General features: G+C 71.9%; 22 protein-coding genes. 11 read left to right on the forward strand and 11 right to left on the reverse strand.

Annotation, left to right across the window (positions count from 1 at the left end; translation table 11 throughout):
- The first annotated feature begins 166 nt into the window (after nucleotides 1-166).
- The 5 genes from ACTMSW_RS07970 to ACTMSW_RS07990 all read left to right on the forward strand — a co-directional run bounded on the left by ACTMSW_RS07970 (nucleotide 167) and on the right by ACTMSW_RS07990 (nucleotide 8,205).
- Nucleotides 167-1,096, forward strand: coding sequence for a hypothetical protein (locus tag ACTMSW_RS07970; protein WP_441179856.1), 930 nt, complete (start codon nucleotides 167-169; stop codon nucleotides 1,094-1,096).
- Nucleotides 1,093-1,548, forward strand: a complete 456-nt coding sequence (locus ACTMSW_RS07975; RefSeq protein ID WP_441179858.1) for an ABA4-like family protein — start codon at nucleotides 1,093-1,095, stop codon at nucleotides 1,546-1,548. Before ACTMSW_RS07970 ends, ACTMSW_RS07975 begins: the two co-directional genes overlap by 4 nt.
- Nucleotides 1,549-1,552: 4 nt before the next feature.
- Nucleotides 1,553-2,818, forward strand: coding sequence for a sensor histidine kinase (locus ACTMSW_RS07980; protein WP_441179859.1), 1,266 nt, complete (start codon nucleotides 1,553-1,555; stop codon nucleotides 2,816-2,818).
- Nucleotides 2,815-3,441 carry a response regulator transcription factor gene (locus ACTMSW_RS07985; protein WP_441179860.1) on the forward strand — a complete coding sequence of 209 codons (627 nt, stop codon included), beginning with the start codon at nucleotides 2,815-2,817 and terminating at the stop codon, nucleotides 3,439-3,441. Before ACTMSW_RS07980 ends, ACTMSW_RS07985 begins: the two co-directional genes overlap by 4 nt.
- Nucleotides 3,442-3,687: 246 nt before the next feature.
- Complete coding sequence (locus ACTMSW_RS07990) at nucleotides 3,688-8,205, forward strand: HAMP domain-containing protein (RefSeq protein WP_441179862.1); 4,518 nt, start codon at nucleotides 3,688-3,690, stop codon at nucleotides 8,203-8,205.
- Nucleotides 8,206-8,245: 40 nt separating this feature from the next.
- Here ACTMSW_RS07990 and ACTMSW_RS07995 read toward each other — a convergent pair whose 3' ends face one another.
- Together ACTMSW_RS07995 and ACTMSW_RS08000 are read right to left on the reverse strand one after the other, a co-directional pair.
- Nucleotides 8,246-10,120, reverse strand: coding sequence for a transketolase (locus tag ACTMSW_RS07995; protein ID WP_441180192.1), 1,875 nt, complete (start codon nucleotides 10,118-10,120; stop codon nucleotides 8,246-8,248).
- A 166-nt stretch (nucleotides 10,121-10,286) separates the two neighbouring features.
- Nucleotides 10,287-10,649: an STAS domain-containing protein gene (locus ACTMSW_RS08000; RefSeq protein ID WP_441179863.1), complete on the reverse strand. Its 363-nt coding sequence runs from the start codon at nucleotides 10,647-10,649 to the stop codon at nucleotides 10,287-10,289.
- A 257-nt stretch (nucleotides 10,650-10,906) separates the two neighbouring features.
- On the opposite strand from ACTMSW_RS08000, the gene ACTMSW_RS08005 reads away from it, so the two are divergent.
- From ACTMSW_RS08005 to ACTMSW_RS08015, 3 genes are all read left to right on the forward strand, one after another.
- Complete coding sequence (locus ACTMSW_RS08005) at nucleotides 10,907-11,659, forward strand: GAF and ANTAR domain-containing protein (RefSeq protein ID WP_441179864.1); 753 nt, start codon at nucleotides 10,907-10,909, stop codon at nucleotides 11,657-11,659.
- Between the two features lie 49 nt (nucleotides 11,660-11,708).
- Nucleotides 11,709-12,968 (forward strand): MalY/PatB family protein, encoded by a 1,260-nt coding sequence (locus tag ACTMSW_RS08010; protein ID WP_441180193.1) that lies wholly within the window; start codon nucleotides 11,709-11,711, stop codon nucleotides 12,966-12,968.
- A gap of 70 nt (nucleotides 12,969-13,038) precedes the next feature.
- Nucleotides 13,039-13,872 (forward strand): PIG-L family deacetylase, encoded by an 834-nt coding sequence (locus tag ACTMSW_RS08015; RefSeq protein WP_441179866.1) that lies wholly within the window; start codon nucleotides 13,039-13,041, stop codon nucleotides 13,870-13,872.
- A gap of 36 nt (nucleotides 13,873-13,908) precedes the next feature.
- Here the strand turns inward: ACTMSW_RS08015 and ACTMSW_RS08020 are convergent, their stop codons facing one another.
- The 3 genes from ACTMSW_RS08020 to ACTMSW_RS08030 form a co-directional block, all read right to left on the reverse strand.
- Nucleotides 13,909-15,264, reverse strand: coding sequence for a hypothetical protein (locus ACTMSW_RS08020; protein WP_441179868.1), 1,356 nt, complete (start codon nucleotides 15,262-15,264; stop codon nucleotides 13,909-13,911).
- Between the two features lie 84 nt (nucleotides 15,265-15,348).
- Nucleotides 15,349-16,011, reverse strand: coding sequence for a response regulator (locus ACTMSW_RS08025; protein WP_441179870.1), 663 nt, complete (start codon nucleotides 16,009-16,011; stop codon nucleotides 15,349-15,351).
- The gene (locus ACTMSW_RS08030) at nucleotides 16,008-17,138 is read right to left on the reverse strand and encodes a sensor histidine kinase (RefSeq protein WP_441179872.1); all 1,131 of its coding nucleotides are present in this window, start codon (nucleotides 17,136-17,138) and stop codon (nucleotides 16,008-16,010) included. The genes ACTMSW_RS08025 and ACTMSW_RS08030 overlap by 4 nt, the downstream gene beginning before the upstream one ends.
- A 227-nt stretch (nucleotides 17,139-17,365) precedes the next feature.
- Here ACTMSW_RS08030 and ACTMSW_RS08035 point away from each other — a divergent pair, with 227 nt between their 5' ends.
- Both ACTMSW_RS08035 and ACTMSW_RS08040 read left to right on the forward strand, forming a co-directional pair.
- Nucleotides 17,366-17,809, forward strand: coding sequence for a DUF6223 family protein (locus ACTMSW_RS08035; protein ID WP_441179873.1), 444 nt, complete (start codon nucleotides 17,366-17,368; stop codon nucleotides 17,807-17,809).
- 327 nt (nucleotides 17,810-18,136) lie between these two features.
- Nucleotides 18,137-18,508 carry an ArsR/SmtB family transcription factor gene (locus tag ACTMSW_RS08040; RefSeq protein WP_441179874.1) on the forward strand — a complete coding sequence of 124 codons (372 nt, stop codon included), beginning with the start codon at nucleotides 18,137-18,139 and terminating at the stop codon, nucleotides 18,506-18,508.
- A gap of 128 nt (nucleotides 18,509-18,636) precedes the next feature.
- Here the strand turns inward: ACTMSW_RS08040 and ACTMSW_RS08045 are convergent, their stop codons facing one another.
- From ACTMSW_RS08045 to ACTMSW_RS08065, 5 genes are all read right to left on the reverse strand, one after another.
- On the reverse strand, nucleotides 18,637-20,241 hold the full coding sequence (locus ACTMSW_RS08045; protein WP_441179875.1) for a DHA2 family efflux MFS transporter permease subunit: 1,605 nt from the start codon (nucleotides 20,239-20,241) through the stop codon (nucleotides 18,637-18,639).
- 233 nt (nucleotides 20,242-20,474) lie between these two features.
- The gene (locus ACTMSW_RS08050; RefSeq protein ID WP_441179876.1) at nucleotides 20,475-20,762 is read right to left on the reverse strand and encodes a GNAT family N-acetyltransferase; all 288 of its coding nucleotides are present in this window, start codon (nucleotides 20,760-20,762) and stop codon (nucleotides 20,475-20,477) included.
- Nucleotides 20,763-20,767: 5 nt separating this feature from the next.
- Nucleotides 20,768-21,499: an NADPH-dependent F420 reductase gene (locus ACTMSW_RS08055; RefSeq protein WP_441179877.1), complete on the reverse strand. Its 732-nt coding sequence runs from the start codon at nucleotides 21,497-21,499 to the stop codon at nucleotides 20,768-20,770.
- 43 nt (nucleotides 21,500-21,542) lie between these two features.
- A complete protein-coding gene (locus ACTMSW_RS08060) occupies nucleotides 21,543-22,574 on the reverse strand; it encodes an LLM class flavin-dependent oxidoreductase (RefSeq protein WP_441179878.1) in 1,032 nt (343 codons plus the stop codon).
- Nucleotides 22,567-23,616: an LLM class flavin-dependent oxidoreductase gene (locus ACTMSW_RS08065; RefSeq protein ID WP_441179879.1), complete on the reverse strand. Its 1,050-nt coding sequence runs from the start codon at nucleotides 23,614-23,616 to the stop codon at nucleotides 22,567-22,569. Before ACTMSW_RS08065 ends, ACTMSW_RS08060 begins: the two co-directional genes overlap by 8 nt.
- A 109-nt stretch (nucleotides 23,617-23,725) precedes the next feature.
- Here ACTMSW_RS08065 and ACTMSW_RS08070 point away from each other — a divergent pair, with 109 nt between their 5' ends.
- Nucleotides 23,726-24,253 (forward strand): MarR family winged helix-turn-helix transcriptional regulator, encoded by a 528-nt coding sequence (locus ACTMSW_RS08070; protein ID WP_441179880.1) that lies wholly within the window; start codon nucleotides 23,726-23,728, stop codon nucleotides 24,251-24,253.
- Between the two features lie 34 nt (nucleotides 24,254-24,287).
- Here ACTMSW_RS08070 and ACTMSW_RS08075 read toward each other — a convergent pair whose 3' ends face one another.
- Nucleotides 24,288-25,253, reverse strand: coding sequence for an alpha/beta fold hydrolase (locus ACTMSW_RS08075; protein WP_441179881.1), 966 nt, complete (start codon nucleotides 25,251-25,253; stop codon nucleotides 24,288-24,290).
- Between the last annotated feature and the right edge of the window lie 89 nt (nucleotides 25,254-25,342).

Raw genomic sequence — 25,342 nt, forward strand, 5'->3', positions numbered from 1 at the left:
CTCCTCCTCGACCACGCCACCACTGTCGGCGATGCGGCGGTCGGGCGTGCGGGAAACGGCGGGTATGCGCCTCCTACCCAGGGAGGAGGCGGCGCTCCGACCGCCGGCCACATCCCGGGCTTCCGGTCGGGCGCGATCCGGGTGCGGGTTCACCAGCATCTATGGCATGACTACCGCACTGCACCGGGCGCCACACTGGCACCGCCCCCTGATGGTCTTCGTCTCGGCGATGGCGGTGCTCGCCGTCGTCACGGCGGTCGGCATCGTCGCCGATCCTCGTGTCCTCACCGGCGTGCCGGTCTGGCTCAAGCCGTTCAAGTTCGCCGTATCCTTCGTGGTGTACGGCGTCACCCTCGCCTGGATGCTCTCCCTCCTGCCGCGGCGCAGCCGGATCGCGGAGTGGGCGGGCACGGTCATCGTCGCGATGTCAGTGGCGGAGATGGTGGTGATCGTCGCGCAGGTGCTGCGCGGCACGACCAGCCACTACAACACCACCACCGCGCTGAACTCCGCCCTGTGGGATGTGATGGGCGCGTCGATCATGGTGTTGTTCGTCGCGCACCTCGTCATCGGGATCGTCGTGCTGTCGCAGCGGCTGGCGGACCGGGTCGTCGCGTACGCGGTCGGGCTGGGGATCGGCCTGACCCTGCTGGGCATGCTGGCGGCGGTGCCGATGGTGCTGCCCGGACAGGCTCCGGGGATCGAGGGGGTCAGCGGGGCGCACAGCGTGGGCGTACCGGACGGGGGGTCCGGGCTGCCGCTGGTCGGCTGGAGCACCACCGGCGGGGATCTGCGGATCGGGCACTTCGTGGGACTGCACGCCCTACAGGCGCTGCCGATCCTGGCGATCCTGCTGAGCCGGTTCCTCGGGACCCGGCTCGACGAACGCGACCGGGTGCGGCTGCTGGTGGTCGCCGGCGTGGCCTACGGCGTACTCACGATGCTGTTGACCTGGCAGGCCCTGCGCGGGCAACCGCTCCTGCGTCCGGACGCGACCACCCTGGTCGCCGGGGCGGCCCTGGTGCTGGCGACGGCGACCGCCGTCGGCGTGGTGGTGGCCCGCCGACGCAGCCCGGAACTGGCGCTGGCCGCATGACCGCCACGCTGTTCGCGCTGACGTTCGCGGTGGCCGCGCCGTTCTGGGCGCTGATGATCCTGCTGCCGCACTGGTCCTGGACGACCCGGGTCATCTCCTCGCCGCTGATCGCGCTGCCGGGCCTGGTGATCTACGCGATGCTGGTGATCCCGGCGCTCGACGACGTGCTGCCGGCCGTGCTGTCGCCGACCCTGAACGGCGTGCGCGAACTGCTCGGCACCGCGGACGGCGCGGCGGCGGCCTGGGCGCACATGATCGCATTCGATCTGTTCGCCGGCCGGTGGGCGTGGCTCGACAGCCGGGAACGGGGGGTGCCGGCGCTGGTCATGGCTCCGGTGCTGGTGCTGACGATCCTGCTCGGGCCGCTCGGCCTGGCCGCCTACCTCGGGGTCCGGACCCGTTGGGTGGGGCCGGCGGCGGTTCCTGCGCCCCGGCCGCAGCGCCTAGGCTGATCCGGTGGGGTGGGTGGCGCGACTGTTCGACACGCGGGACACGCTCGCGCGGACGGTGCTGCTCAACCTCAGCGGCGTCGGCTACCTGGTCTTCGGCACCCAGGCCGGACGTTCACCGACCGCCATGCAGTGGCTGCTCGCGGCGGTCGCGTTCGCGGTCGCGCTGGCGTTGCACCGCCGGCCGCTGGTCAACCTGGTGGTGCAGGCCGCGCTGCTGGCCGTGGCGTTCCCCGTCCTCGACGACATCACGATCAACCAGGTGGGTGCGAGCTGGGCGTTGCTCGAGGTGGCCATGCGGGCACCTCGGCCGCGCACCATCTGGTTGGCCGCCGGCCTGCTGGTCACGGTCGACCTGACGGACTCGATCGGCGACCCGTTCGGACGGGTCCTCTCCGGCGCTTTCGGGCTGGTGGTGGAGGTCGGCGTACCGCTGCTGCTGGGCCTGGTCATCCGGACCACGCGGGAACTCACCCGGCAGGCCGAGCAGCGGGCGGAGGAGGAGCAGCGCCGCCGGGAGTCGGAGAGCCGCGCCGCCCGCGCCGACGAGCGCACCGCCATCGCCCGGGAACTGCACGACGTGGTCGCCCACCACGTGGCGTCGATGGTGCTGCGCGTCGGCGTGGCCCGGCACGTCCTCACCGACCTGCCTCCGCAGGTGGGCGAGGTGTTCGACGACGTGCACGGCACGGGGAGCGCGGCCCTGGCGGACCTGCGCCGGCTGGTCGCGGTCCTGCGCGACCCCGACGGGGTACGCGGTGACGCGGCGCTCACCGCGATCGAGCCGTCGGCGCTTCCGGCGGCACTCGGCGCGGCCGTCGACCGGGCCCGCCAGGCCGGTGTCACGGTGGAGGCCGACATCGACCCCGCGGTCGGTTCACTCGACGCGGTTCGGGGCCTGGCGGTGTTGCGACTGACCCAGGAGGCGCTGACCAACGTGGCCAAGCATGCCGGCACGTCCGCGTTGGCGCGCCTGTCCGTTGCCGTGGTCGACGGAGCCGTCCACTGGGAGGTCACGGACAACGGGCGCGGCCGGGTGCCGGCGGCGGCGCCGGCCGGTGGCGGCCACGGCATCACCGGGATGCGGGAGCGCGTCGACGTCCTCGGTGGTCGGCTGGAGGCGGGCCCGGCCGGCGCGGGTTGGCGGGTCCGCACCGTCCTGCCGGCCGCGGTCACCGCACCGACGGCTGCCGCCCCCTCCCCCGCCGTCACGGCGGCCTCGTCGATGCCCCGCGTACGCGGGGCCGGCCCGCACGCGCCCGAGCCCGCGTGATCCGCGTCCTGCTGGTCGACGACCAGCACCTCATCCGCGCGGGTGTGCGCATGCTCTGCGACGCGCAGCCCGACATCGAGGTCGTCGGTGAGGCCGACAACGGTCGCGAGGCGATCGCCCTCGCCGCGCGGCTCGTCCCCGACGTCGTCGTCATGGACCTGCGCATGCCCGGCGTCGACGGCATCACCGCGACCAGTCGCATCCTCGCCGACCGCCCCGCCACCCGCGTCCTGGTGCTGACCACGTTCGGTGACGACGACCACCTCTATCCCGCGCTGACCGCCGGCGCCTGCGGGTTCCTGCTCAAGGACGCCCCGCCCGCCGACCTGCTCGACGGCGTCCGCCGGGCCGCCGCGGGCGACAGCCCGTTCAGTCAGGAGGTGCTGCAGCGCCTGGTCCAGCGCGCGGTGCACGCCCGTGCCGCGGCGCCGCGGCTCGCTCCGGGGCTGACCACGCGCGAACAGGACGTGCTGAACCTCATCGCCGAGGGGCTGTCCAACACGGAGATCGCCGACCGGCTCCATATCGGCGTCACCACTGTCAAGACCCACATCACCAGCCTGATGACCAAGACCAACAGCCCCAACCGCGTACGCCTCGCCCTGTTCGCCCATGGCGCCTGAGCCGGTGCCCGGCCGGGGTCGGGCTGGCACGGGGCCCTATCGGGGACGGCGGCCCCGGGGCCGGTGGTGGCTGCGACCGCGTCCATGGTCGCCACCCACACGTCCGGCGACGTGGGAGCGCATCATCACAGTGCCGTCCAGGGCGCCGTGGGCCAGCGGAGGCGGACCGGCTTGAGCTGTGCATACTTACGCGGATGATGTTGTGCCGGAGGGGACGCCCGCCGGCTATCGGGCGGGGTGGTTGTGGTGGTCGACAAGACGACGGCGCGACAGGCGACGGTGACCGGCAGCACCTCGGCGGTGGCCGACCCCGGGCTGCGGCAACTGCTCGCGGGCCTGACCGCGGTACGCGACGGCGACTTCGGCACCCGGCTGCCGGAGGACGCCGACGGCCTGCTCGGCGAGATCGCAACGGTCTTCAACGGCATGGTGGACCAGCTGTCCCTGTTCACCTCCGAGGTGACGCGGGTGGCCCGGGAGGTGGGCACCGAGGGGCAGCTGGGCGGCCAGGCGGAGGTCCCCGGGGTGTCGGGTACCTGGAAGGACCTGACCGACTCGGTCAACGCGATGGCCGGCAACCTGACCGACCAGGTCCGCGACATCGCCGAGGTGGCCACGGCGGTGGCCCGCGGTGACCTGTCGCAGAAGATCACCGTCGACGTCCGCGGCGAGATCCTGGAGCTCAAGGTCACCATCAACACGATGGTGGACCAGCTGTCGTCGTTCGCCGACGAGGTAACCCGGGTGGCCCGCGAGGTCGGCAGCGAGGGTCGCCTCGGCGGCCAGGCCGAGGTACCCGGCGTGGCCGGGACCTGGCGCGACCTCACCGACTCGGTCAACTTCATGGCCGGCAACCTGACCAGCCAGGTCCGCAACATCGCCCAGGTCACCACCGCCGTGGCCCGGGGTGACCTGTCGCAGAAGATCACCGTCGACGCCCGCGGCGAGATCCTGGAGCTCAAGAGCACCATCAACACGATGGTGGACCAGCTGTCCTCGTTCGCCGACGAGGTCACCCGGGTGGCCCGCGAGGTCGGCACCGACGGGCGGCTCGGCGGTCAGGCCCAGGTCAGTGGCGTGGCCGGCACCTGGCGCGACCTCACCGACTCGGTCAACTCGATGGCCGGCAACCTGACCGACCAGGTCCGCAGCATCGCCCAGGTGGCCACGGCGGTGGCCCGCGGTGACCTGTCCCAGAAGATCACCGTCACCGCGCACGGCGAGATCCTGGAGCTCAAGAACACCATCAACACGATGGTGGACCAGCTGTCCTCGTTCGCCGACGAGGTCACCCGCGTGGCCCGCGAGGTCGGCACCGAGGGTCGCCTCGGCGGCCAGGCGGACGTGAAGGGCGTCTCCGGTACCTGGAAGGACCTCACCGAGTCGGTCAACGTCATGGCGGACAACCTCACCGCCCAGGTCCGCAGCATCGCCGAGGTCACCACCGCGGTCGCCAAGGGCGACCTGACGCAGAAGATCCGGGTGGACGCGCGCGGGGAGATCCTGGCGCTGAAGGAGACCATCAACACGATGGTCGACCAGCTCTCCGCGTTCGCCGACGAGGTGACCCGGGTGGCCCGCGAGGTCGGCACCGAGGGCCGGCTCGGCGGCCAGGCCCGGGTGTCCAACGTGGGTGGCACCTGGAAGGACCTGACCGACAACGTCAACGAGATGGCCAACAACCTCACCAACCAGGTGCGCTCGATCGCGCTCGTCGCCACCGCCGTCGCCCAGGGTGACCTGAGCCGCCAGATCACGGTGGAGGCCAAGGGCGAGGTCGCGGTTCTCGCGCAGACCATCAACACCATGGTCGGCACGCTGGGCGCGTTCGCCGACGAGGTGACCCGGGTGGCCCGCGAGGTCGGCACCGAGGGCCGCCTCGGCGGCCAGGCCCGGGTGCCCAACGTCGCCGGCACCTGGAAGGACCTGACCGACAACGTCAACTCGATGGCCAACAACCTCACCGGCCAGGTCCGCAACATCGCCCAGGTCACCACCGCGGTGGCCCAGGGTGACCTGACCAGGAAGATCGACGTCGACGCCCGGGGCGAGATCCTGGAGTTGAAGACCACCATCAACACCATGGTCGACCAGCTCTCCAGCTTCGCCGCCGAGGTGACCCGGGTGGCCCGCGAGGTGGGCAGCGAGGGCCGCCTCGGCGGCCAGGCCGAGGTCGAGGGTGTCTCGGGCACCTGGAAGCGGCTCACCGAGAACGTCAACGAGCTGGCCGGCAACCTCACCCGCCAGGTCCGCGCCATCGCCGAGGTGACCAGCGCGGTGGCCACCGGCGACCTGACCCGCTCCATCACCGTCGACGCCCCCGGCGAGGTCGGCGACCTGAAGGACAACATCAACTCGATGGTGGAGTCGCTGCGCGAGACCACCCGCACCAACCAGGAACAGGACTGGCTGAAGACCAACCTGGCCCGCATCTCCGGGCTCATGCAGGGCCACCGCGACCTGGACGTCGTCGCCGGCCTGGTGATGAACGAACTCGCGCCGCTGGTCTCCGCCCAGCTCGGCACCTTCCTGCTGGTGGACGACCTCGCCGAGGGCAGGGCCCTGCGGGTCGTCGGCGGCTACGGGCACGACGTCACCAAGCGCCGTTACGTCCTCGGCGACTCCCTGGTGGGCCAGGCGGCGCTGAGCAAGCAGCCGATCGTCGTCGACGCGGTGCCGGCGGACTACGTGACCGTCTCCTCCAGCCTCGGCGCCGCCGTACCGCTGCACCTGGTGGTCCTGCCGGTCCTCTTCGAGGACCAGGTCCTCGGCGTCATCGAGCTCGCCAGCATGAGCCGTTTCACCGAGGTTCAGCGCGACTTCCTCGACCAGCTCGCCGAGACCATCGGCGTCAACGTCAACACCATCGTCGCCAACGCCCGCACCGACGTCCTGCTCACCGAGTCCCAGCGCCTCGCCGCGGAGCTGCGGGCCCGCTCGGAGGAGTTGCAGGCCCGTTCCGAGGAGCTGCAGCGCTCCAACGCGGAACTGGAGGACAAGGCGGCCCTGCTGGCCCGCCAGAACCACGACATCGAGACGAAGAACTCCGAGATCGAGCAGGCTCGCCAGGAGTTGGAGGCCCGGGCGCAGCAGCTGGCGCTGGCGTCGAAGTACAAGTCCGAGTTCCTGGCCAACATGAGCCACGAGTTGCGTACGCCGCTGAACTCGCTGCTCATCCTCGCCCAGCTCCTGGCGCAGAACCCGAACCGCAACCTGACCGCCAAGCAGGTCGAGTACGCCACGGTCATCCACTCCGCCGGCACCGACCTGTTGCAGCTCATCAACGACATCCTCGACCTGTCGAAGGTCGAGGCCGGCAAGATGGACATCAACCCGGAGACGTTCAACCTGTCCGTGCTGCGGGACTACGTCGATGTCACCTTCCGCCCGCTGACCACACCGCGTGGTCTGGAGCTGGACATCGTCACCGGCCCGGACGTCCCGAGCACGCTGCACACCGACGAGCAGCGGCTGCGCCAGGTGCTGCGCAACCTGGTCTCCAACGCGGTGAAGTTCACCGAGAAGGGCAAGGTGCAGCTCCGCATCGAACGGGCCCGACCGGACGAGCTGCCCGGCGGGGTCGAGCCGGCGGACACCGTGATCGCGTTCCGGGTCACCGACACCGGTATCGGCATCGCCGAGCAGCACCTGACCGCCATCTTCGACGCCTTCCAGCAGGCCGACGGCACCACCAGCCGCCGCTACGGGGGCACCGGACTCGGCCTGTCGATCAGCCGCGAGATCGCCCACCTGCTGGGCGGGCGCATCACCGCCGAGAGCGTCTTCGGGCAGGGCAGCACCTTCACCCTCTACCTGCCCGCCACCGTCGCCGGTGCGTACGCCGCGGACACCTCCGGCGCAGCCGGCGGCCACCTCGCCGGGCCGACCGCGCCGGACGCCTGGCGTGGCGGGCAGCGGCGGCTGCTCGTGCTCGAAGGCCACGACAAGGGCCTGCTCACCATGCTGGCCCAGGGCGTCGCCGCCGGACCGGCGGAGCACGCCGTCGACGTGGCCACGGCGGTGGACATCGCGTCGGCGATCGAGGCCCTCACCGCACACCCGCACCACCTGCTGGTCCTGCACCTCGACATGTTCGCCGACACGGGAGCCGCCCTGTTCAGGGCGCTGGACGACCACCCGGACCTGCCCGGCCTGCCGGTGCTGGCCTACCACGGGCACCCGCTGAGCGCCGGCCAGGAGGCCCTTCTGCAGACCCTGGCCAGGAGCCGGCCGCTGGAGGTTCTGCGCAGCCTCGACGAGCTGCGCGAACGCATCGTGCTGCACCTGTCCGCCGAGAACCCGGAGCGTGTCCTGCCTCTCGCACCGTCCACCGGTGACCCCGCCCTCGCCGAGAACCCGTTCGCCGCGGCCCTGGCGGGGCGCAAGGTCCTCGTCGTCGACGACGACGCCCGGAACGTCTTCGCGTTGACCAACATCCTGGAACTGCACGGCATGGACGTGGTCTACGCCGAAGACGGCCGCAAGGGCGTCGAGACGCTGATGCGCCACGACGACATCGACCTCGTGCTGATGGACGTGATGATGCCCGAGATGGACGGGTACGCCGCGACGGCCGCCATCCGTGCCATGCCCCGCTACGCGGACCTGCCCATCGTCGCCGTCACGGCCAAGGCCATGCACGGAGACCGGGAGAAGAGCATCTCCTCCGGCGCCAGCGACTACGTCACCAAGCCGGTCGACGCCGACGACCTGCTGCACTGCATCCGACGCTGGCTGACCAGCAACCCGCGAACGGAGTCCTGACCCGCGGACTGTGCCCCCTGCTTTCGCCGACGGCGGTCCGTCAGCCGCGCTGCGGTACCGAGGCCCGTGCCGCCGCGACGATGGCGCTCACCCCGATGCCGGCCGCGTCCATCAACTCGGTCGGCTTGCCGGAGGTGGGTAGCTTGCGCACCGCCAGGTGTGCCACCCGCACGGGCTCGGCGACGTCGGCCATCGACTCGAGGACCGCCGAGCCCAGGCCGCCCTCCGGGTGGTGGTCCTCCACCACGACCAGCCGGCCGCCGGTGTCCCGGGCGGCGTCGAGCACCCGCTGCCGGTCCAGCGGCTTGACCGAGTACAGGTCGACGACCCGGGCGTTGATCCCCTCGCGCGCCAGCTCGTCGGCGGCGGCGAGGCAGTTGTGCACCGTCACCCCCGCCCCGATCAGCGCGACATGGTCGTCACCGCCGCCGCGGAGCACCTTGCTGCCACCGACCGGGAAGGTGTCGTCGTTGTCGTAGAGGACGGGGTACCCGCCGCGGGTGGTGCGCAGGTAGTTGACGCCCTTGCGGTCGGGCATCTGGGCGACGAGGGCGGCGCAGGACACGGCGTCGCTGGGATACAGGACGGTGGACCCGTGCACCGCGCGCATGGCCGCCAGGTCCTCCAGCCCCATCTGCGAGGGACCGTCCGCCCCGATCTCCACCCCCGCGTGCGACCCCACCAGGGCGATGTCCGCCTGGGAGACGGCCGCCATCCGGACGAAGTCGTAGGCGCGGGAGAAGAAGGCGGCGAAGGTCGAGGCGAACGGTCGGTACCCGCGCACCTGGAGTCCGACCGCGGCGGCCACCATCTGCTGTTCGGAGATGAACATCTCGAAGTACCGGTCGGGGTGGGCCTCCGCGAACCGGTCGGCACGGGTGGAGTCGCTGACCTCGCCGTCCAGGACGACCACGTCCGTGCGGGACCCCAACGCGCGCAACGCGTCACCGTACGCGTTCCGCGTGGCCACCTTCGCCCCCTTGTCGTACCGGGGCAGCACCGGCGGCTGGCCCGGAGGCCTCGCCGCGGCGGACGGTGCGGGCTCCGGTCGCGGCGTCGTCACCCGGGTCTGGCGCACCCCGCCCAGCGCGTCGACGGCTCGCTCGGCCATCTCCGGTTCCAGCTGCTTGCCATGCCATCCCGGCTGGTTCTCGATCTCCGGCACGCCCCTGCCCTTGACCGTCCGGGCCAGCACCACCGTGGGGCCCGTCGCCTGCCGGGCGCGGCCCAACGCCTCGTCGACCGCGACCAGGTCGTGGCCGTCGACGACGAGCGCCTGGCAGCCGAACGCCTCGACCCGCCGACGGTAGGTGTCCAGGTCCCACTCCAACTCGGTCGGTCCCCGCTGCCCGAACCGGTTCACGTCGACGATCGCGGTGAGGTTGTGCAGCCCGTAGTGGCCGGCCTTGTCCAGCGCCTCCCAGATGGAACCCTCGGCCATCTCGCTGTCGCCGCAGAGCACCCACACCCGGAACGGCAGACGGTCGAGGTACCGGCCGGCGAGCGCGATCCCGACGCCGACGGGCAGGCCCTGACCGAGCGAACCGGTCGCGACGTCCACCCAGGGCAGCACCGGCGTGGGATGTCCCTGCAGGCGCGACCCGAACTGGCGGTAGGTCTCGACCAGCTCCTCATCGGTGATCGCGCCGGCGGCCTTGAAGACCGCGTACAGCAGCGGCGAGGCGTGCCCCTTGGAGAGGATCAGATGGTCGTTGGCGCGACCGCGCGGCTCCGCCCAGTCGTAGCGCAGGTGCCGGGACATCAGCACCGCGAGCAGGTCGGCAGCGGAGAGGCTGGAGGTCGGATGCCCGGATCCGGCTCTGGTGCTGCACCGGATCGAGTCCACCCGTAGCTGGGCGGCGAGCTCACCCAACCTGGTCAGGTCCTCCTCGCGCAGGGTGCGCTCAGCTTCCATCGTCACCGACACAACGTAGCCAGGAACGAGGCCCATCGTCTGGTAACCACCGATTTGACCGCCTGGTCACCGCTCGCCGCGCCCGCGTTTGAGTTGATCCAACTGCTGGGTAGATCCCGCGCGTCGGCAACGGGTACGACCCGACGGACGTGGAGGGAAAGGCAGGTCAGTCAGTGGTGAACTCGGACCGCAGGCCGACCAGGTCGAGGACGGTGACGGTGATCCGGGAGGGCTCGCGCAGCACCAGCGTGCACCCGCCCGAGGCGACTCGCCGGCGCACCGTCAGCAACGCCGTGATCCCGGCGGCGCTGAAGAAGTCCACCCCGCTCAGGTCGAGCACCAGCACCGGGGGCGGTCGGCCGGACAGCACGGTGTCCACGACGTCGACGAGCAGGCCGACGGTGTCCATGTCGAGTGGCCCGTGGACGGCCACCACCGCCGCCGGGCCTTCCCGGGCGACCGCGAGGGACAGGGTCGACCGGCGGGGGGGCTTGCGCGTCGTCAGAGGTGACGCCTGATGGACGGACACGAGCTGCTCCTCGGTGAGGATGTCGGGACCGGGTCGGCGCTCGGCCCGCCGTCGGCGGGCGGCACTGGTCCTGGGCTCATGTCCGAACCCAGGTCAACCCTAGCCAACTCCCGCTCGATCCGCACCCTGCCCGTTGGCCGGTGTGGGCCCCTCGGCGACGGATCGCACCGGCCGGCGGCTCCCCCGAGGAGTGAGCCGGGACAGGTGCCGCACGCGCGGTGGCACCACGGACACCGGGTTCCCGGGAGGTAGCGGTGGTGTCCGACGCTGCTGAATCGCACCTTGCCTCGGCGTACGGCCGATTGTTGACCCTGCTCGCGGACTCGCTCCACGTCGACCTGTTCCTCGACCAGGTCGTCCGGGTCGCCGCGGAGGTCGTCACTCCCGCGGTGGCCTGCGGGCTGACCATGCGCCGGGACGGCGGCGCCTTCACCGTCGCCAGCACCGGCGACCTCGCCGCGAAGGGGGACGAGATCCAGTACGGCGCCCAGCAGGGGCCCTGCCTCGAAGCCCTGCACCGAGGACGGATCGTCGAGGTCGTCGACCTGCGCGAGGACCGACGCTGGCGCCGCTACCGGGAACACGCGCTGCGGCTCGGCATCGCGAGCTCGCTGTCCCTGCCGATGACGGTCGACCGCCAGACCGTCGGCGCGTTGAACCTCTACGCCACCGAGCCGGGAGCGTTCACCGAGAAGGCGCGCCGGAACGCCGTGGCGTTCGCCGACCAGGGGACGGCGGCGCTGACCGTCATCCTCCGCCAGGCCGACCAGGCGCTGCTGCACCAGCAGCTCACCGACGCGATGGCCTCCCGCAGCGTCATCGACCAGGCCCTCGGGGTGCTGATGGGCCAACAACGGTGCACCGCCACGGAGGCCTTCGCCCTGCTCCGGCAGGCGTCGCAGCGCCGCAACCGCAAACTGCGCGACGTCGCCGTGGAGATCATCACCCAGGTCACCGGCGAGTCCCCGCACCCGGCTTCCCCGTTCGTGGCACCCCGCCCGCAGTCGTGACCAGCGCCTGAACCAGCGTCGCCGGGTACGGCCTAGGGTGGGCGGCATGATGGGAAGCCCGGCCCCCTCCGTCGACGCGTCCGCGGACCAGAACCCCCTCACCCGGCTGACGCTGGACGAACTCCGTCAGCGCACCAGCGTGAAGTGGCGCATGCACCCGCCCGACGTCCTCCCCCTCTGGGTGGCGGAGCAGGACGTACCCCTCGCCCCGCCGGTGGCCGACGCGCTGCACCGCGCGATCGACCTCGGGGACACCGGATACTCGCACGGCACGGCGTACGCCGAGGCGCTCGGTGAGTTCGCCGCTCGGCGCTGGGGCTGGCACGACTTCCGCGCCGACCACACCACCGTCGTACCCGACGTGATGATGGGCATCGTCGAGGTTCTCCGGCTCGTCACCGGTCCCGGGGACGCGGTGGTGGTCTGCTCCCCCGTGTACCCGCCCTTCTACGCCTTCGTCGGCAACGCCGGCCGCCAGGTGATCGAGGCACCGCTCGGGCCCGACCTGCGGATGGACCTCGCGGCTCTCGACGAGGCCTTCCGCCGGGCCCGGGCCGGCGGCGGCCGTCCGGCGTTTCTGTTGTGCAACCCACACAACCCGACCGGCGTCGTCCACCGCCGGGACGAGCTGGAGGCCGTCGCCACACTGGCCGACCGGCACGGCCTGCGAGTGATCTCCGACGAGATCCACGCTCCCCTGGTGCTGCCCGGGACGCAGTTCACCCCGTACCTGACCGTGGCGGGCGCGGCGAACGCGTTCGCCCTGATCTCCGCCTCGAAGGCGTGGAACCTCGCCGGCCTCAAGGCGGCGGTCGCGGTGGCCGGGCCGCAGGCCGCCGCAGACCTCGCGCGCATGCCGGAGGAGGTCGGCCACGGGCCGAGCCACCTGGGCGTCATCGCGCACACCGCCGCGTTCCGCGCCGGCGGGCAGTGGCTCGACCGCCTCCTCGACGGCCTCGACGCCAATCGCACGCTGCTACAGACGCTGCTGGCGACGCACCTCCCGTCCGTCACGTACCACCGCCCCGAGGGCACCTACCTCGCCTGGCTGGACTGCACGAGGCTGGGCATCGACACCGGGCAGTCGGACGGCGGTCCCGGCGTGGCCAGCGACGTCGCCGGGCCCGCGAAGATGTTCCTCGACCACGCGCGGGTCGCCCTCAGCTCCGGGCACGTCTTCGGCACGGGCGGAGCCGGCTTCGTACGCCTCAACTTCGCCACCTCCCCGACGATCCTCACCGAGGCCGTCACCCGCATGGGCCGGGCGGTCGACGCCCACCGCAGCTCGACGGGGTCAGCCCTCGGATGACGGAGCGCGCCGGTACGACCGCGCCGGCCGCGGGCCCGCGCGGTCGCGGCGATCCTCGTAGGGTGGCGGCATGAACGAGCGATCTCTGACGTTGATGGCGGTGCACGCCCACCCCGACGACGAGGCGACGAGCACCGGTGGTGTCCTTGCCCGCTACGCGGCGGAGGGGATCTCGACGGTGCTCGTGACCTGCACCGACGGGCGCTGCGGCGACGGCCCGGGCGGAGTCAAGCCCGGCGACCCGGGGCACGACCCGGCCGCGGTGGTGGCGATGCGCCAGAAGGAACTGGAGGCCAGCTGCGCGGCGCTGCAGGTCACCCACCTGGAGACGCTCGGTTACGCCGATTCCGGGATGATGGGCTGGCCGACCAACGACCTGCCCGGCGCGTTCTGGACGACGCCGGTGACCGAGGCGGCGAGCCGGCTGGCGGAGCTGATCCGGCGGTACCGGCCGGACGTGGTCGTCACCTACGACGAGAACGGCTTCTACGGCCATCCGGACCACATCCAGGCCCACCGGATCACCATGGCCGCGGTGGCCATGACGGACATCCCGGCCAAGGTGTACTGGACCACCGTGCCGCGCTCGGCGTTCGAGGAGTTCGGCCGGGTCATGAAGGAGATCGGCGTCGAGTGGGCCGAGCCGGACGCGGCGTCGGCGGAGCACGAGCCGCAGCTCGGTCTGCCCGACGACGAGATCACCACATGGGTGGACACGAGCAGGTACGGCGGGCAGAAGTTCGACGCCCTGGCCACCCACGCCAGCCAGACCGAGAACATCTTCTTCCTGCAACTGGGCAGGGAGCGGTTCACGGAGCTGATGGGCATGGAGACCTTCGTGCGGGTCCACGACACCACGGACGCGTCGCTACCCGAGGACGACCTGTTCGCCGGACTGCGCTGACCGGTCCGTCCCGGTCCCGCAGGAAGACCCGCAGCCTCAGTCCGCGGCACTCCGGATGCCCTTGACGCAGTCCGCGTGGAGGGTGGACCAGGGCACGCCGAAGATCTCGTCGGACGTCTGCCGGGGGATCCGACGGTCGTGGATCACCGCCTTGACGAAGGCGAACACCCGTTCCTCGCCGAACCGGTCGACGAGGTACCGGACGGCGAGGTACGCGATCCCGTAGCTGCCGATCACCCGCGCGTCCGGGGTGTCCCCGGCGGGTGCGAGGGTGTCGAGCTTGCCGTCCCAGCCGCGCTTGACCAGCCGCCGCGTCTCGGTCAGCCCGTTGTACCGGCCGACCGTGGCGGCGTACTCGGCCAGCCCTTCCGTCAGCCACCACGTCGAGTCGTCCAGACCGTCGTGGTCGGGCAGCGAGGCGACGTGGGTCAGCTCGTGCCGCAGCAGTTCCCCCAGACCGGCCGAGGTGTAACTGTCGTGCCTGAACACGACCTCGTGGTCCCCGCCGAGACCGATGGCGTACCCCGCGACCCACTCCGGCTGCTCGCCGCCGTACCAGCGTTTCCACTCCCGGGGGCCGGCGTAGTAGATCCGGTATCGCTCCGGTCTGTCGCCGGTCACCACGTACTGATCGGCGGTCCGCGCCGCCGCCTCCGCCCGCGCCAGCAGGTCCGGCAATCGCTTGCGGAACGCCGGGGTCGTCGCCACGAGCGTGCGCCTGCCCACCGCCACGACCAGCTCGCTGATCTCCCAGGGCAGGGCACCGACCTGTTCGGTCGCCCGGCCGGCCAGCTGCGCCTCGGGCTTGGATCGCGCCAGTTCGAGCAGGCGCGGCTCCGCGCCGGCGTCGCGCCACCGCGTCTCGACGAGCACCGAGCTGGGCCGGCGGCAGTCCGGCACCGCGAAGCAGTACCGGAACTCCACCGACAGCCGCCACTCGCCCGGTCGTCCGGCCTGGGTGGGCAGGCCCCTCGGCCGGCCCTGCCAGTCGCTCACCCGGAGCGCCCGGAGCGCGGCGAACCGGCCGCGGAGGGTGGCGTGCACGGCCGGTTCCGCGATCGCCAGGAACGCGGCCCGATCTCCGCTGAGCAGCGCGCCGGACTGCCGGTCCAGTTGCGCGGTGATCCGCCCGGCGAGTTCCCGGGCGGCGCGGGTGGTCGGGTTCTCCGCCGGTGCGGCGATCCTTGCGAGCGTCGCGTCGCTCCCGAACACCGCACCGGCCGGCAGTGCCGCCGACACGCCGCCGGCGAGCAGAAGCAGGACCGCCACGAACGCCGTCCACAACGGCCAGCGCCGGCGAGGTCGCCGGTCGGGTGGTGGATGCGGCGCCGACCCGGTCGTGGCGGGCGTGGTCGGCGGGTGGTCGTCGGCCACAGGCTCCCCGTATGTCACGCAGCGAAGGGTACGGCCGCGGGACCGCGAGTCCTCCGCGGGGCTGCCACCGGGCGTACGACGGCCGGCGCGGCACCGTCGGTGTCAGCGGTTGCGGGGCGACACCAGGCCGGATTCGTAGGCCAGGACCACGAGTTGGGCGCGGTCGCGGGCACGGAGCTTGGCCATGGCCCGGTTGACGTGGGTCTTCGCGGTCAGCGGGCTGATCACCATGCGGCCGGCGATCTGCTCGTTGGACAGTCCCTGCGCGACCAGGGCGACGGCCTCGCGCTCCCGGTTGGTCAGCCCGTCCAGGGTCCTGCCGGCAGCCAGGTGGAGCGGCTCGGTGACGTACCGGTCGATCAGCTGGCGGGTGATCGACGGTGCGAGCAGGGCGTCGCCGCGTGCGGCGACGCGGATGGCGTGCAGGAAGTCTTCCGGCTCGATGTCCTTGACCAGGAAACCGGCCGCGCCGGCGCGCAGCGCGTCGAAGACGTGTTCGTCGAGGCCGTAGTTGGTCAGGATGACCACGTGCACTCCGGCCAGGGCCGGATCTGCGGCGATGCGCCGGGTCGCTTCGATGCCGTCCATGACCGGCATCTGGATGTCGAGGAGCGCGATGTCGGGCAGGTGTTCCCTGACGAGAGCCAGGCCCTCCCTGCCGTCGGCGGCCTCGGCCACCACCTCGATGTCGTCCTCGATGTCGAGGAGCGCGCGGAAGCCGCTGCGCAGGAGCGGCTGGTCGTCGACCAGCAGGACACGGATCATGACGTCCGGCCCACGGGAAGTTCGGCGTGGACGGTGAAGCCGCCCTCGTGGCGGGGCTCGGCGCGCAGGTGACCGCCGAGGGCCGTGACGCGTTCCCGCATGCCGAGCAGCCCGACGCCGGGCACCGGGACGGTGTCCGGCACGGCCGTACCGTCGTCGTCGACGCGGATCGCCAGGGCGTCCGGACGGTAGTCGATCCGGATCGACGCCGTGGCGGCGGCGGCGTGCCGGGCGATGTTGGTCAGCGACTCCTGAACGATCCGGTAGGCGGTCCGGTCGACCGTCGCCGGCACGTCGTGTCGTTGTCCTTCGATCGTCAACGTCGCGTCCAGGCCGGTCGCCCGGGCCCGTTCCACCAGTTCCGGGAGCTGGTCGATCCCGTACGGCGGAGCCTTGCCGTCGTCGCGCAACACCTCCAGGGTCGCGCGCAGTTCCCGGGTCGCCTCACGGCCGGCCTCGCGGATCGCCAGCAGGGCCGCCGGCACCTCCTCCCCACGCCTCTGGGCCAGGTGGACGGCGACTTCGGCCTGCACCTTGATGACCGAGATCTGGTGGGTGAGCGTGTCGTGCAGCTCCCGGGCGATGTGCAGCCGCTCCTCGTCGGCCCGACGCCGTGCGGTCTCCTCCCGGGTGCGCTCGGCTTCGTCCGCCCGCCGCTCGGCCTGCCGCAGCGCTTCCCCCGCGGCACCGGCGGCGACCAGCCACGCCAGTTCGAGGGCGCCCCGGCCCCGGGCGAGCGCCTCGCCCACGGAAAGGTCCTGCGGCAGGGTGAGGGCCGCGAGCGGCAGAGCGGCCAGCATCGTCACCGCCGCCACCACCGTGACGGCGCGGTGCCCCGCCCGCACGGCGGCGTACACCGCGAACAGGAACGCGACGGCGGGCACGTCGAACCCGACGGCCTGGTGTCCCACCGCGCAGAGCCCGGTGACGGCCAGGACGGGAACCGGGGCCCGGCGGCGGGCGGCCAGCGCCAGACCACCGGCGATCAGCAGGGCGTAGCCGAGCGGGTCGAGGTCCGGGGTGGGGTGTTTCCCGGAGAGCCCGGCGACCAGCAGCGTCGCCGCCACGCCGAGGGCGACGGCCCCGTCCCTGACGCCGGCCGGAACGCCGATCCGTCCTGTGTACACAGGCGCACCCTAGCCATGTTCGGCTCCGGGACGACTCCCCCTCACCGACGAGTGGGCACCTACCGCACCCGCAGTACCGTCCCGCCGCCTGCGACGTCCGCAGCAGTCGGATGCGTCACCTGCGGCAGCGCAGATGCATACGGCGGCAGGACGACCGGTGGCGCGTCCGGAGACATGATCAGGGACATCCCGACCTCGGGAACGAGACGCACGAAGAAGGAGAGACCATGAGGTCATCAGGAACCCTGGCATCAGTCCGGCTGGTACTTGCCGCCGTCCCCGCCACCCTGCTCGGGGCATTCGGGCCTGCCGCACCGGCCGCCGCGTACGTCTCGGCCCAGCCGGCCGCCGCCGGTGTCGCCACGATGAGCGCCGGGCGGCTCGGGGCCACCGTGGCCGCCGTGCTGGGGTTGACCGGCGTGCTCGTCGGCGGGTTGGCCCTGGCCCGCCCCACCGGTCGTGTCGGCGCCGCGAAGGGACGACTCGGAGCCACCGTCGCCCTGGGCGCGGGGCTGATCGGCACAGCCCTCGGCGGGCTGGTCGTGGCCACCTCCGACAGCGGGATCGGCACCGGCAACGGGCGAGGCGGGGCCTACGTGGCCGTGGTCGTGGGGCTGATCGCCGGGGTCCTCGGTGGACTGGCCCTGCGCCACTCCCGTCGCATTGGCTGAGCGGCCACGCGACGGCACGGATGCGCGACGGCGCGGGTGCGCGACGGCGCGGGTGCGCGACGGCGCGGGTGCGCGACGGCGCGGGTGCGCGACGGCGCGGGTGCGCGACGGCGCGGGTGCGCGACGGCGCGGGTGCGCGACGGCGCGGGTGCGCGACGGCGCGACGGCGCGGCCGTGGTGCGGGCTGGTCAGCATCCGCGACGCCCCGAGGGTGGGTGGCCGCAGCGCGCATCCTCGCCGCCGGGGATGCCGCACATCACCCCAGGACGGATCGCCATCGGGTGCTGCTCCCCGTTCCACCGGCCTGTCGGCGGTGTTGATGGAACGATGCATGACGTGGGAACTGCGAAAACTTCTATGCCTGCCATCTCGCCGCTGTCCGGCGAGCCGATCAAGCCTGCCGATGCCGAGCGGCTCGCGGATGTGCTGAAGGCGTTCGCCGATCCGGCCCGACTGCGACTGCTCAGCCTGATCCAGTCCGCTCCGGAGGGCGAGGCGTCCGTCACCGACCTCACCGCGCCGCTCGGTCTCTCCCAACCGACCGTCAGTCACCACCTACGGATCCTCACCGAGGCGGGCCTGCTCGAACGCGAGAAGCGCGGCGTGTGGGCGTACTACCGCCTGGTGCCGTCCGCGATCGCGGCGATAGCCGAGTTGTTGACGCCGCCCCGCAAGCGGGCGACGAAGCGGGCCCGCTGACCGGCACCGTCGGGGACCGCGCCGGTAGGGGCCGGCCGGACGACCGGGCTCCGTCGTGGTCCCGGCCCACCCGCTGGGCACCGACGCCGTCAGGGCGGCCGCCGAGACGGCCGCCCTGACGGATCGGATCAGTGGATGACGACGGGGGTCTTCATCTGCTCGTCGCCCGGCTGGTCGTCCAGCAGGTGCGAGCGTTCCCGCCGCCGGGGCAGGAACGCGGCCGGGATGAACGTCAGCAGCACCAGCCCGAAGCCCACCCAGAACGTCGTGGCGAAGGAGTCGGCGGCGAAGTCGAGCCCGCGCTGAATGACCGACGGCTCGACCGGGAACTGCTGGATCAGCTCCGGCCGCTGCTGCGCGGCGATGGCCAGGCCGGCTTCGGTGACCGGGGCGCCGTTCGGGTCGACCGCGCCGGGGATCGGTCGGGAGTTGTTCAGCTCGTTGGTGAGGATCACCGACATCACCGCGGCGCCGACGGAGCCGCCGATCTGCTGGAGGATGTTCACCAGGGTCGAACCGCGGGCCACCTCCGGTCCGGAGAGGGTCCGCAGCGCCGAGGTCATGATCGGCATCATCGTGCCGCCCATGCCGAGACCCATCACGAACAGCGAGCCGCACAGCAGCACGTACGACGTGTTCGGGTCGACCTGGGTGAAGGTGAAGAACCCGGCGGCGATCAGCACCAGCGCGAACGGCACCGTACGGCCGACCGGCACCTTGTCGGCCAGCATGCCGGCGATCGGCATGGTGACCATCGCGCCGAGGCCCTGCGGCGCCATCAGCAGGCCGGCGGCGAGCGTCGACTCGCCGCGTACCTGCAGGAAGTAGCTGGGGAACAGCAGCCCGGCACCCATGAACGCGATGATGAACACGAACAGGGTCACCGACGCGATGGTCAGGCTGCGGTTCCGGAACAGCCGCAGGTCGAGCAGCGGGTGCCGCGGCTTGAAGGAGTAGAGGACGAACGCCACCACCAGCGCCGCGCCGATCAGCATGGGCAGCCACACCTCGGGGTCGGCGAAGGTGCCGGCCTCCGGCAGCGTGGAGACGCCGTACAGGAAGAGGGCGAGCCCCGGCGAGAGCATCAGCATGCCGAGGAAGTCGAACGACTCCGAGGGCTCCGGGTTGTCCTTCGGCAGGGCCATCTGGGCGTAGACGAGCGCGATCGCACCGATCGGGATGTTGATCAGGAAGATCCACTGCCAGCTCGCCACGTCGATCAGCCAGCCGCCGAGGATCGGGCCGCCGATCGGGCCGAGCAGCATCGGGATACCGAGGACGGCCATCAACCGGCCGATCCGGTGCGGACCTGCGGCCCGCGTCATGATCGTCATGCCGATCGGCATCAGCATGCCGCCGCCGAGGCCCTGCAGCACCCGGTACCCGATCAGCTCGCCGATCGAGTCGGCGGTGGCACAGAGGCCCGACCCGATCGTGAACAGCGCCAGGGCGATCATGTACAGCCGTTTGGTGCCGAACCGGTCCGCCGCCCACCCGCTGAGCGGGATGACCGTGGCCAGCGCGAGCGTGTAGCCGGTCATCGTCCACGCGACGCGCGCGTAGGAGGCGTCGAACTCGCTCTGGAACGTCGGCAGCGCGACGCTCACCACCGTCACGTCGAGGATCGACATGATCGCGCCGAGCACGACGACGCCTGCCACCTTGAGTACCGCGGCGTCGAGCTTGTCCGATGTCGGGACAGGCTGCGGTGTCGCGACAGGTTGCTGTGTCACGAAATCTCCTGAGTCGAATGGGCCGAACGGATGAGCGGTGGGTGGCCGGCGCGACGTGTGCCAGGGCAGGGGCGCGACGTGCTGCGGGTCGAGACCGCAGGAAGAGTATCCGCCGACACCGACACCGCGCCGCCCGTTTAGCCGCCGGCGGAGGACCGCGTGAGCGCCATCACGCTCGTCGCCGGACGGCGGCGGGCGAGGTCGCGTACGTCAGCCAGCAGCCGGCGGGGGCGTCACGGGCGCCGGACCAGGTCGGCGTACTCGGGGTGGCGGGCGATGTAGGCCGCGACGAACGAGCACAGCGGGACGGCGGATCGCCCCTGCCGTCGCACGTCGTCCAGGGCCTCGCCGATCAGTCGCGAGCCGAGTCCGCGCCCCTCGTGGGCGACGTCGATCTCGGTGTGGGTGAAGACCACGTCGCCGTCGACGAGGCGGTAGTCGGCGAAGCCGACGAGAGTGCCCCCGACCAGAATCTCGTACCTCGATCTCTCCGGACTGCTCCGGACGACGGTCATGTCCATGTCACTCACTCTCCCCCGCCGTGGTTGATCAGTCCCCCGGTCGCCCCACGTGCGCGGGCGACGACCCGCCCACGCTCCGACTCGGGGAAGCGGGCGAGTCTGGCACGGACCTCGTCGGCGTCGACGTCGGCGCCGAACAGCTCCGTGCCGGGTTCGAAACGGATGCCCTCGGCGAGGGGGCCGGCGATGACCGGATCGAAGCCGAGCGCGTCCACCAGGGAGGCGACGGTGGCGAGATCGGCGGGATCGTTCCCGGCGATCGCGACCGCCGTGCGTGCGGCAGCTCCCGTAGGGCGGGCCTTGTCCTCGATGTCGTGGTAGCCCACGTGGTTGAACGCCTTGACGACCCGGGCGCCCGGAAGGAACGCCTGGACGATCTCGCTCGACGACGTCCGTGGGTCGGTGAGGTCGTCCCGGATGCCGTCGACCTCCCACCAGTAGTTCATGGCGTCGACGACGAGCTTGCCGCGCAGCGCGTCCGCGGGGATGGTGCGGTACCTGCCGAGCGGGAGGGCGAGGACGACGATGTCGGCGCGGGCGGCGGCGTCCCGCGCGGTCGTGGCGACCGCGCCGGGAGTGAGCACCTCGACGGTGAGCGCGATGCGCGCCGGATCGCCGGAGCCGGCGATGAACACCCGGTGACCGGCGGCCAGGGCGAGCCGGGCCAGCACGGTGCCCAGCTTGCCCGCGCCGAGGATGCCGAGGGTCCGCGCACCCTGAGCGGCGGTGTCGTTCATGTCGTTTCCTTCCGTTCGTTCGGTGCCGCGCCGGTCGGGGAGGTCAGCCGGCGAGGATGTCGCGGACCATGGGAACCACCTTCGTGCCGTACAGCTCGACGGCCCGCAGCCGGGCGGACACGGGCTGCGGACCCGCGGTGTAGATGAGGTCGAACCGGCCGACGCCGAGGTCGCCGATTGTGCGGGCGACCTTGCGGGCCACGGTCTCCGGCGAGCCTATGTACAGCGATCCCTGCTCGATCTCGGCGTCGAACTCCGCGCGGCGGATTGGCGGCCAGCCGCGCAGGGCGCCGATCCGGTCCCGGATGAGCCGGTAGTGCGGCCAGTACACCTCGCGGGCCTCCTCGTCGGTGTCGGCGACGAAGCCCGGCGAGTGCATGCCGACCGGGTGCGCGGTCGTGCCGAACTGGCCTGCGGCTCGCCGGTACAGGTCGAGGTAGGGCGCGAAGCGCTTGGGCGGGCCGCCGATGATGGCGAGCATGAGAGGCAGGCCGTGGCGTGCGGTACGCACGACCGACTGCGGCGACCCGCCGACGCCCACCCAGGTGGGGAGGCGTCCCGACTCGGTCTTGGGGAAGACGTCGGCGTCCCGCAGTGGGGCGCGCAGGGTGCCGCTCCAGGTGACCGGCTGCTCGTCGAGCAGCTTGACGAAGAGGTCGAGCTTCTCCTCGAACAGCGCGTCGTAGTCGGTCAGGTCGTAGCCGAACAGCGGGAACGACTCGGTGAACGAGCCGCGTCCGAGGATGACCTCGGCGCGACCCTCCGACAGCGCGTCCACCGTGGCGAAGCGCTGGAAGACGCGTACGGGGTCGTCCGAGCTGAGGACGGTCACCCCGGAACCGAGACGGATGCGCGAGGTGCGCGTGGCGATCCCGGCGAGCACCGTCTCCGGTGTCGACACCGCGTACTCGGGTCGATGGTGCTCGCCGAGGGCGATGACGTCGACGCCGGTGGCGTCGGCGAGCACCGCCTCCTCGACGACCTGCCGGACCGCGGCGGCGTACGAGACGGGTGCACCGGAGTCGTCCTGCGGGACGTCGCCGAAGGTGTCGAGGCCGAAAAGGATGTCAGACATGGGTGGGCTCCTTGGCCAGTAGTTCCCGCACGCGCGGGGCGACCTCGCGGCCGAGCAGTTCGATGCTGCGGGCGCGGGCCTGGCGGGGTAGGTGCATGACGTCGTACTTGAGGTCGAAGCGGCTGAGCCGCAGGTCGCGGGTCATCGTGGCGATCTTCTGCGCGACCGTCTCGGGCGAGCCCACGAAGAGCGCTCCGGTGTCGATCTCGGCCTTGTAGCGTTCCCACGTCGGCTTGTAGAAGCCGCGCTCCCGGGCCATCTGCCGCACGAGCGGCTGCCAGTAGCGCCACCAGGTCTCCGCGGCCTCCTCGTCGGTGTCGGCGACGAGGCCGAGCGAGTGCTGTCCGACCGGCTGCGCGGAGTGCCCGTACTGCGCGAGCGCGCGGTGGTAGAGGTCGACATGGCCGGCGAACCGTTGCGGGCGCCCGCCGATGATCGCGAGCATGAGCGGAAGTCCGTAGCGGGCGGCGCGGATCACCGAGTGCGGGCTGCCGCCCACACCGATCCAGGTCGGGATGCCACCGGGGCGCATCCGCGGGTGCAGGCGCTGCTCGACCAGCGGGCTGCGGACGGTGCCCGACCAGGTCACCGGGTCCTCCCGCTGGAGCCGCACGAACAGGTCGAGCTTCTCCTCGAACAACTGCTCGTAGTCGGCCAGGTCGTAGCCGAACAGCGGGAACGACTCGGTCGCCGAGGCGCGCCCGAGGACGAGCTGCGCGCGGCCGTTCGACACCGCGTCCAGCGTCGAGAACTCGTGGTAGAGCCGGACGGGGTCGTTGGTGCTGAGCACCGTGACCGAGGTGCCGAGGCGGATGCGCTCGGTGGCCGTCGCGATCGCCGCAAGCAGTACGGGCGTCGCCGAGTCGTTGTGGCCCTCGCGGTAGTGCTCCCCCACGCTGAACACGTCCAGGCCGACCGATTCGGCGAGCTGCGCCTCCTCGACGATCAGCCGGAGGGTCTCGGCGTCGCTCAGGACGCGGTCGCCGTCGGTGGCCACCTCGCCGAACGAGTTGAGTCCCAGTTCGAAGCCTTCGGCGCTCATGGTCTCCTCCTGCCGGTCCGGGTGGTGCGGCGTTGTCCGCCCTGCCATGGCCAACTTGATTGACGTGTCAATTATGCCCGGTATGATTGACACGTCAATTGGAGGACGGATGACGGAGAACACACCCCAACAGCGCAAACGGCAGCTACCGACCGCGGACCAGCTGCGGATCTGGCGCGACTTCATCGAGACGGCGGAGGCACTCAGGTCCGAGCTGTCGTCCCGGTTGCAGAGCGAGTCCTCGCTGTCGCCCGGCGACTACGTGGTCCTGCTCGCCCTCAGCGAGGCCGAGGGGCGGCGGATGCGCTCCTCCGAGCTCGCGGCGGGCATCGGTTGGGAGCGCAGCCGCCTCTCGCACCACCTCGGCCGGATGGAACGGCGCGCCCTCGTCCGTCGCGAGGAGTGCGCCGCCGACAACCGGGGAGCCGAGGTCGTGCTCACGGAGACCGGCGCGGAGGCGTTCGGCGGCGCCACGGTGCCGCACCTGCGCGCGGTCCGCGAGCTCTTCGTGGACGCGCTGACGCCGGACCAGCTCGTCGCGGCGGGCGACGTCGCCGCAGCGCTTCGCGCACATCTCGGCCACCTGCGCGAACTGCGCCGATCGGGGACGCCGCGCCCGGACGGCGGGAACGGCTGAACAGCCACGACGAACGGGACTCCGGGGACGCCGGTCAAGGCCGGATGCCGGCTGCCTCCGCGTCCCGGTAGGGAGCCAGGAACGGGATCAGCGCCGCCAGCATCTCCTCGGGAGCCTGCTCGGCGACCCAGTGGCCGGCACCGGGAACGACCACGGTCTGCACGTCGTTGGCCGCGGACTCCATCGCGCGTCCGGCCTGGTCACCCCAGCTCTTCTCGCCGCCGATCCCGAGGACGGGCATCGTGAGCGGCTCCGTCCTTCGCTGCTCGTTCTGGGCCAGCGTGGCACCCCACGCGCGATAGAGCCCGAAGCTGCCGCGCAGGACATCCGGGTCGGAGTACAGATCGAAGTAGTACCTCAGCACGTGGTCCGGCAGCGGCTTCCCACCCTGGATGGCGAACTCGTAGCCGAAGAAGAGCTCCTCGCGCCCCCGGACGAGCTGTTCGGTCAGCTCGTTGTCGACGCGGTTGAACGGGATGTGCCACACCCGGTCGTTGACCTGATCGGGAACGAACAGCGGCGGTGACGGTGTCACCCCCGGAGGTCCGGGGATCTCGACCAGGGCCACCCGGTCGACGCGGTGCGGGTAGTCCGCGGCCAGCGCGTAGCCGATGATGTACCCGCTGTCGTGGCCCACCACGGCGAAGCGGTCGTGACCGAGCGCACCCATCAGCGCGGCCAGGTCGTTGGCGAGGGTCGCGCTGTCGTACCCGTCCCGGGGCTTGTCGGTCAGCCCGATACCGCGCTGGTCGACCGCGATGACCGTGAAGTCGCGGGCCAGCGCCGGCATCAGGAGACGCCAGGCGTACCAGTTCTCCGGCCAACCGTGCACCAGCAGCAACGGTGGTCCGTCACCACCGACGACCGCGTGCTGACGAAGTCCACCGGCATCGACGTACAGACTGGTGAACGTGTCGGTGAAGCCGGCCGGAAGCTGCGGCGCCTGCGAGACGGAGCCGCGGCCCGTCGCGACCGGAAACCCGGTGGGAGCTGAGCCCATCACGATCTCCTTACACACCTCGAAGCTCCGGGTCGGGGCAGATTCACCGTAGCGCCGGCAGGGGGGCGTGCGAGCCGGAACGCCCCGCT

Origin of the sequence: Micromonospora sp. BQ11, from assembly GCF_052068135.1 — a bacterium.
Lineage (GTDB): Bacteria > Actinomycetota > Actinomycetes > Mycobacteriales > Micromonosporaceae > Micromonospora.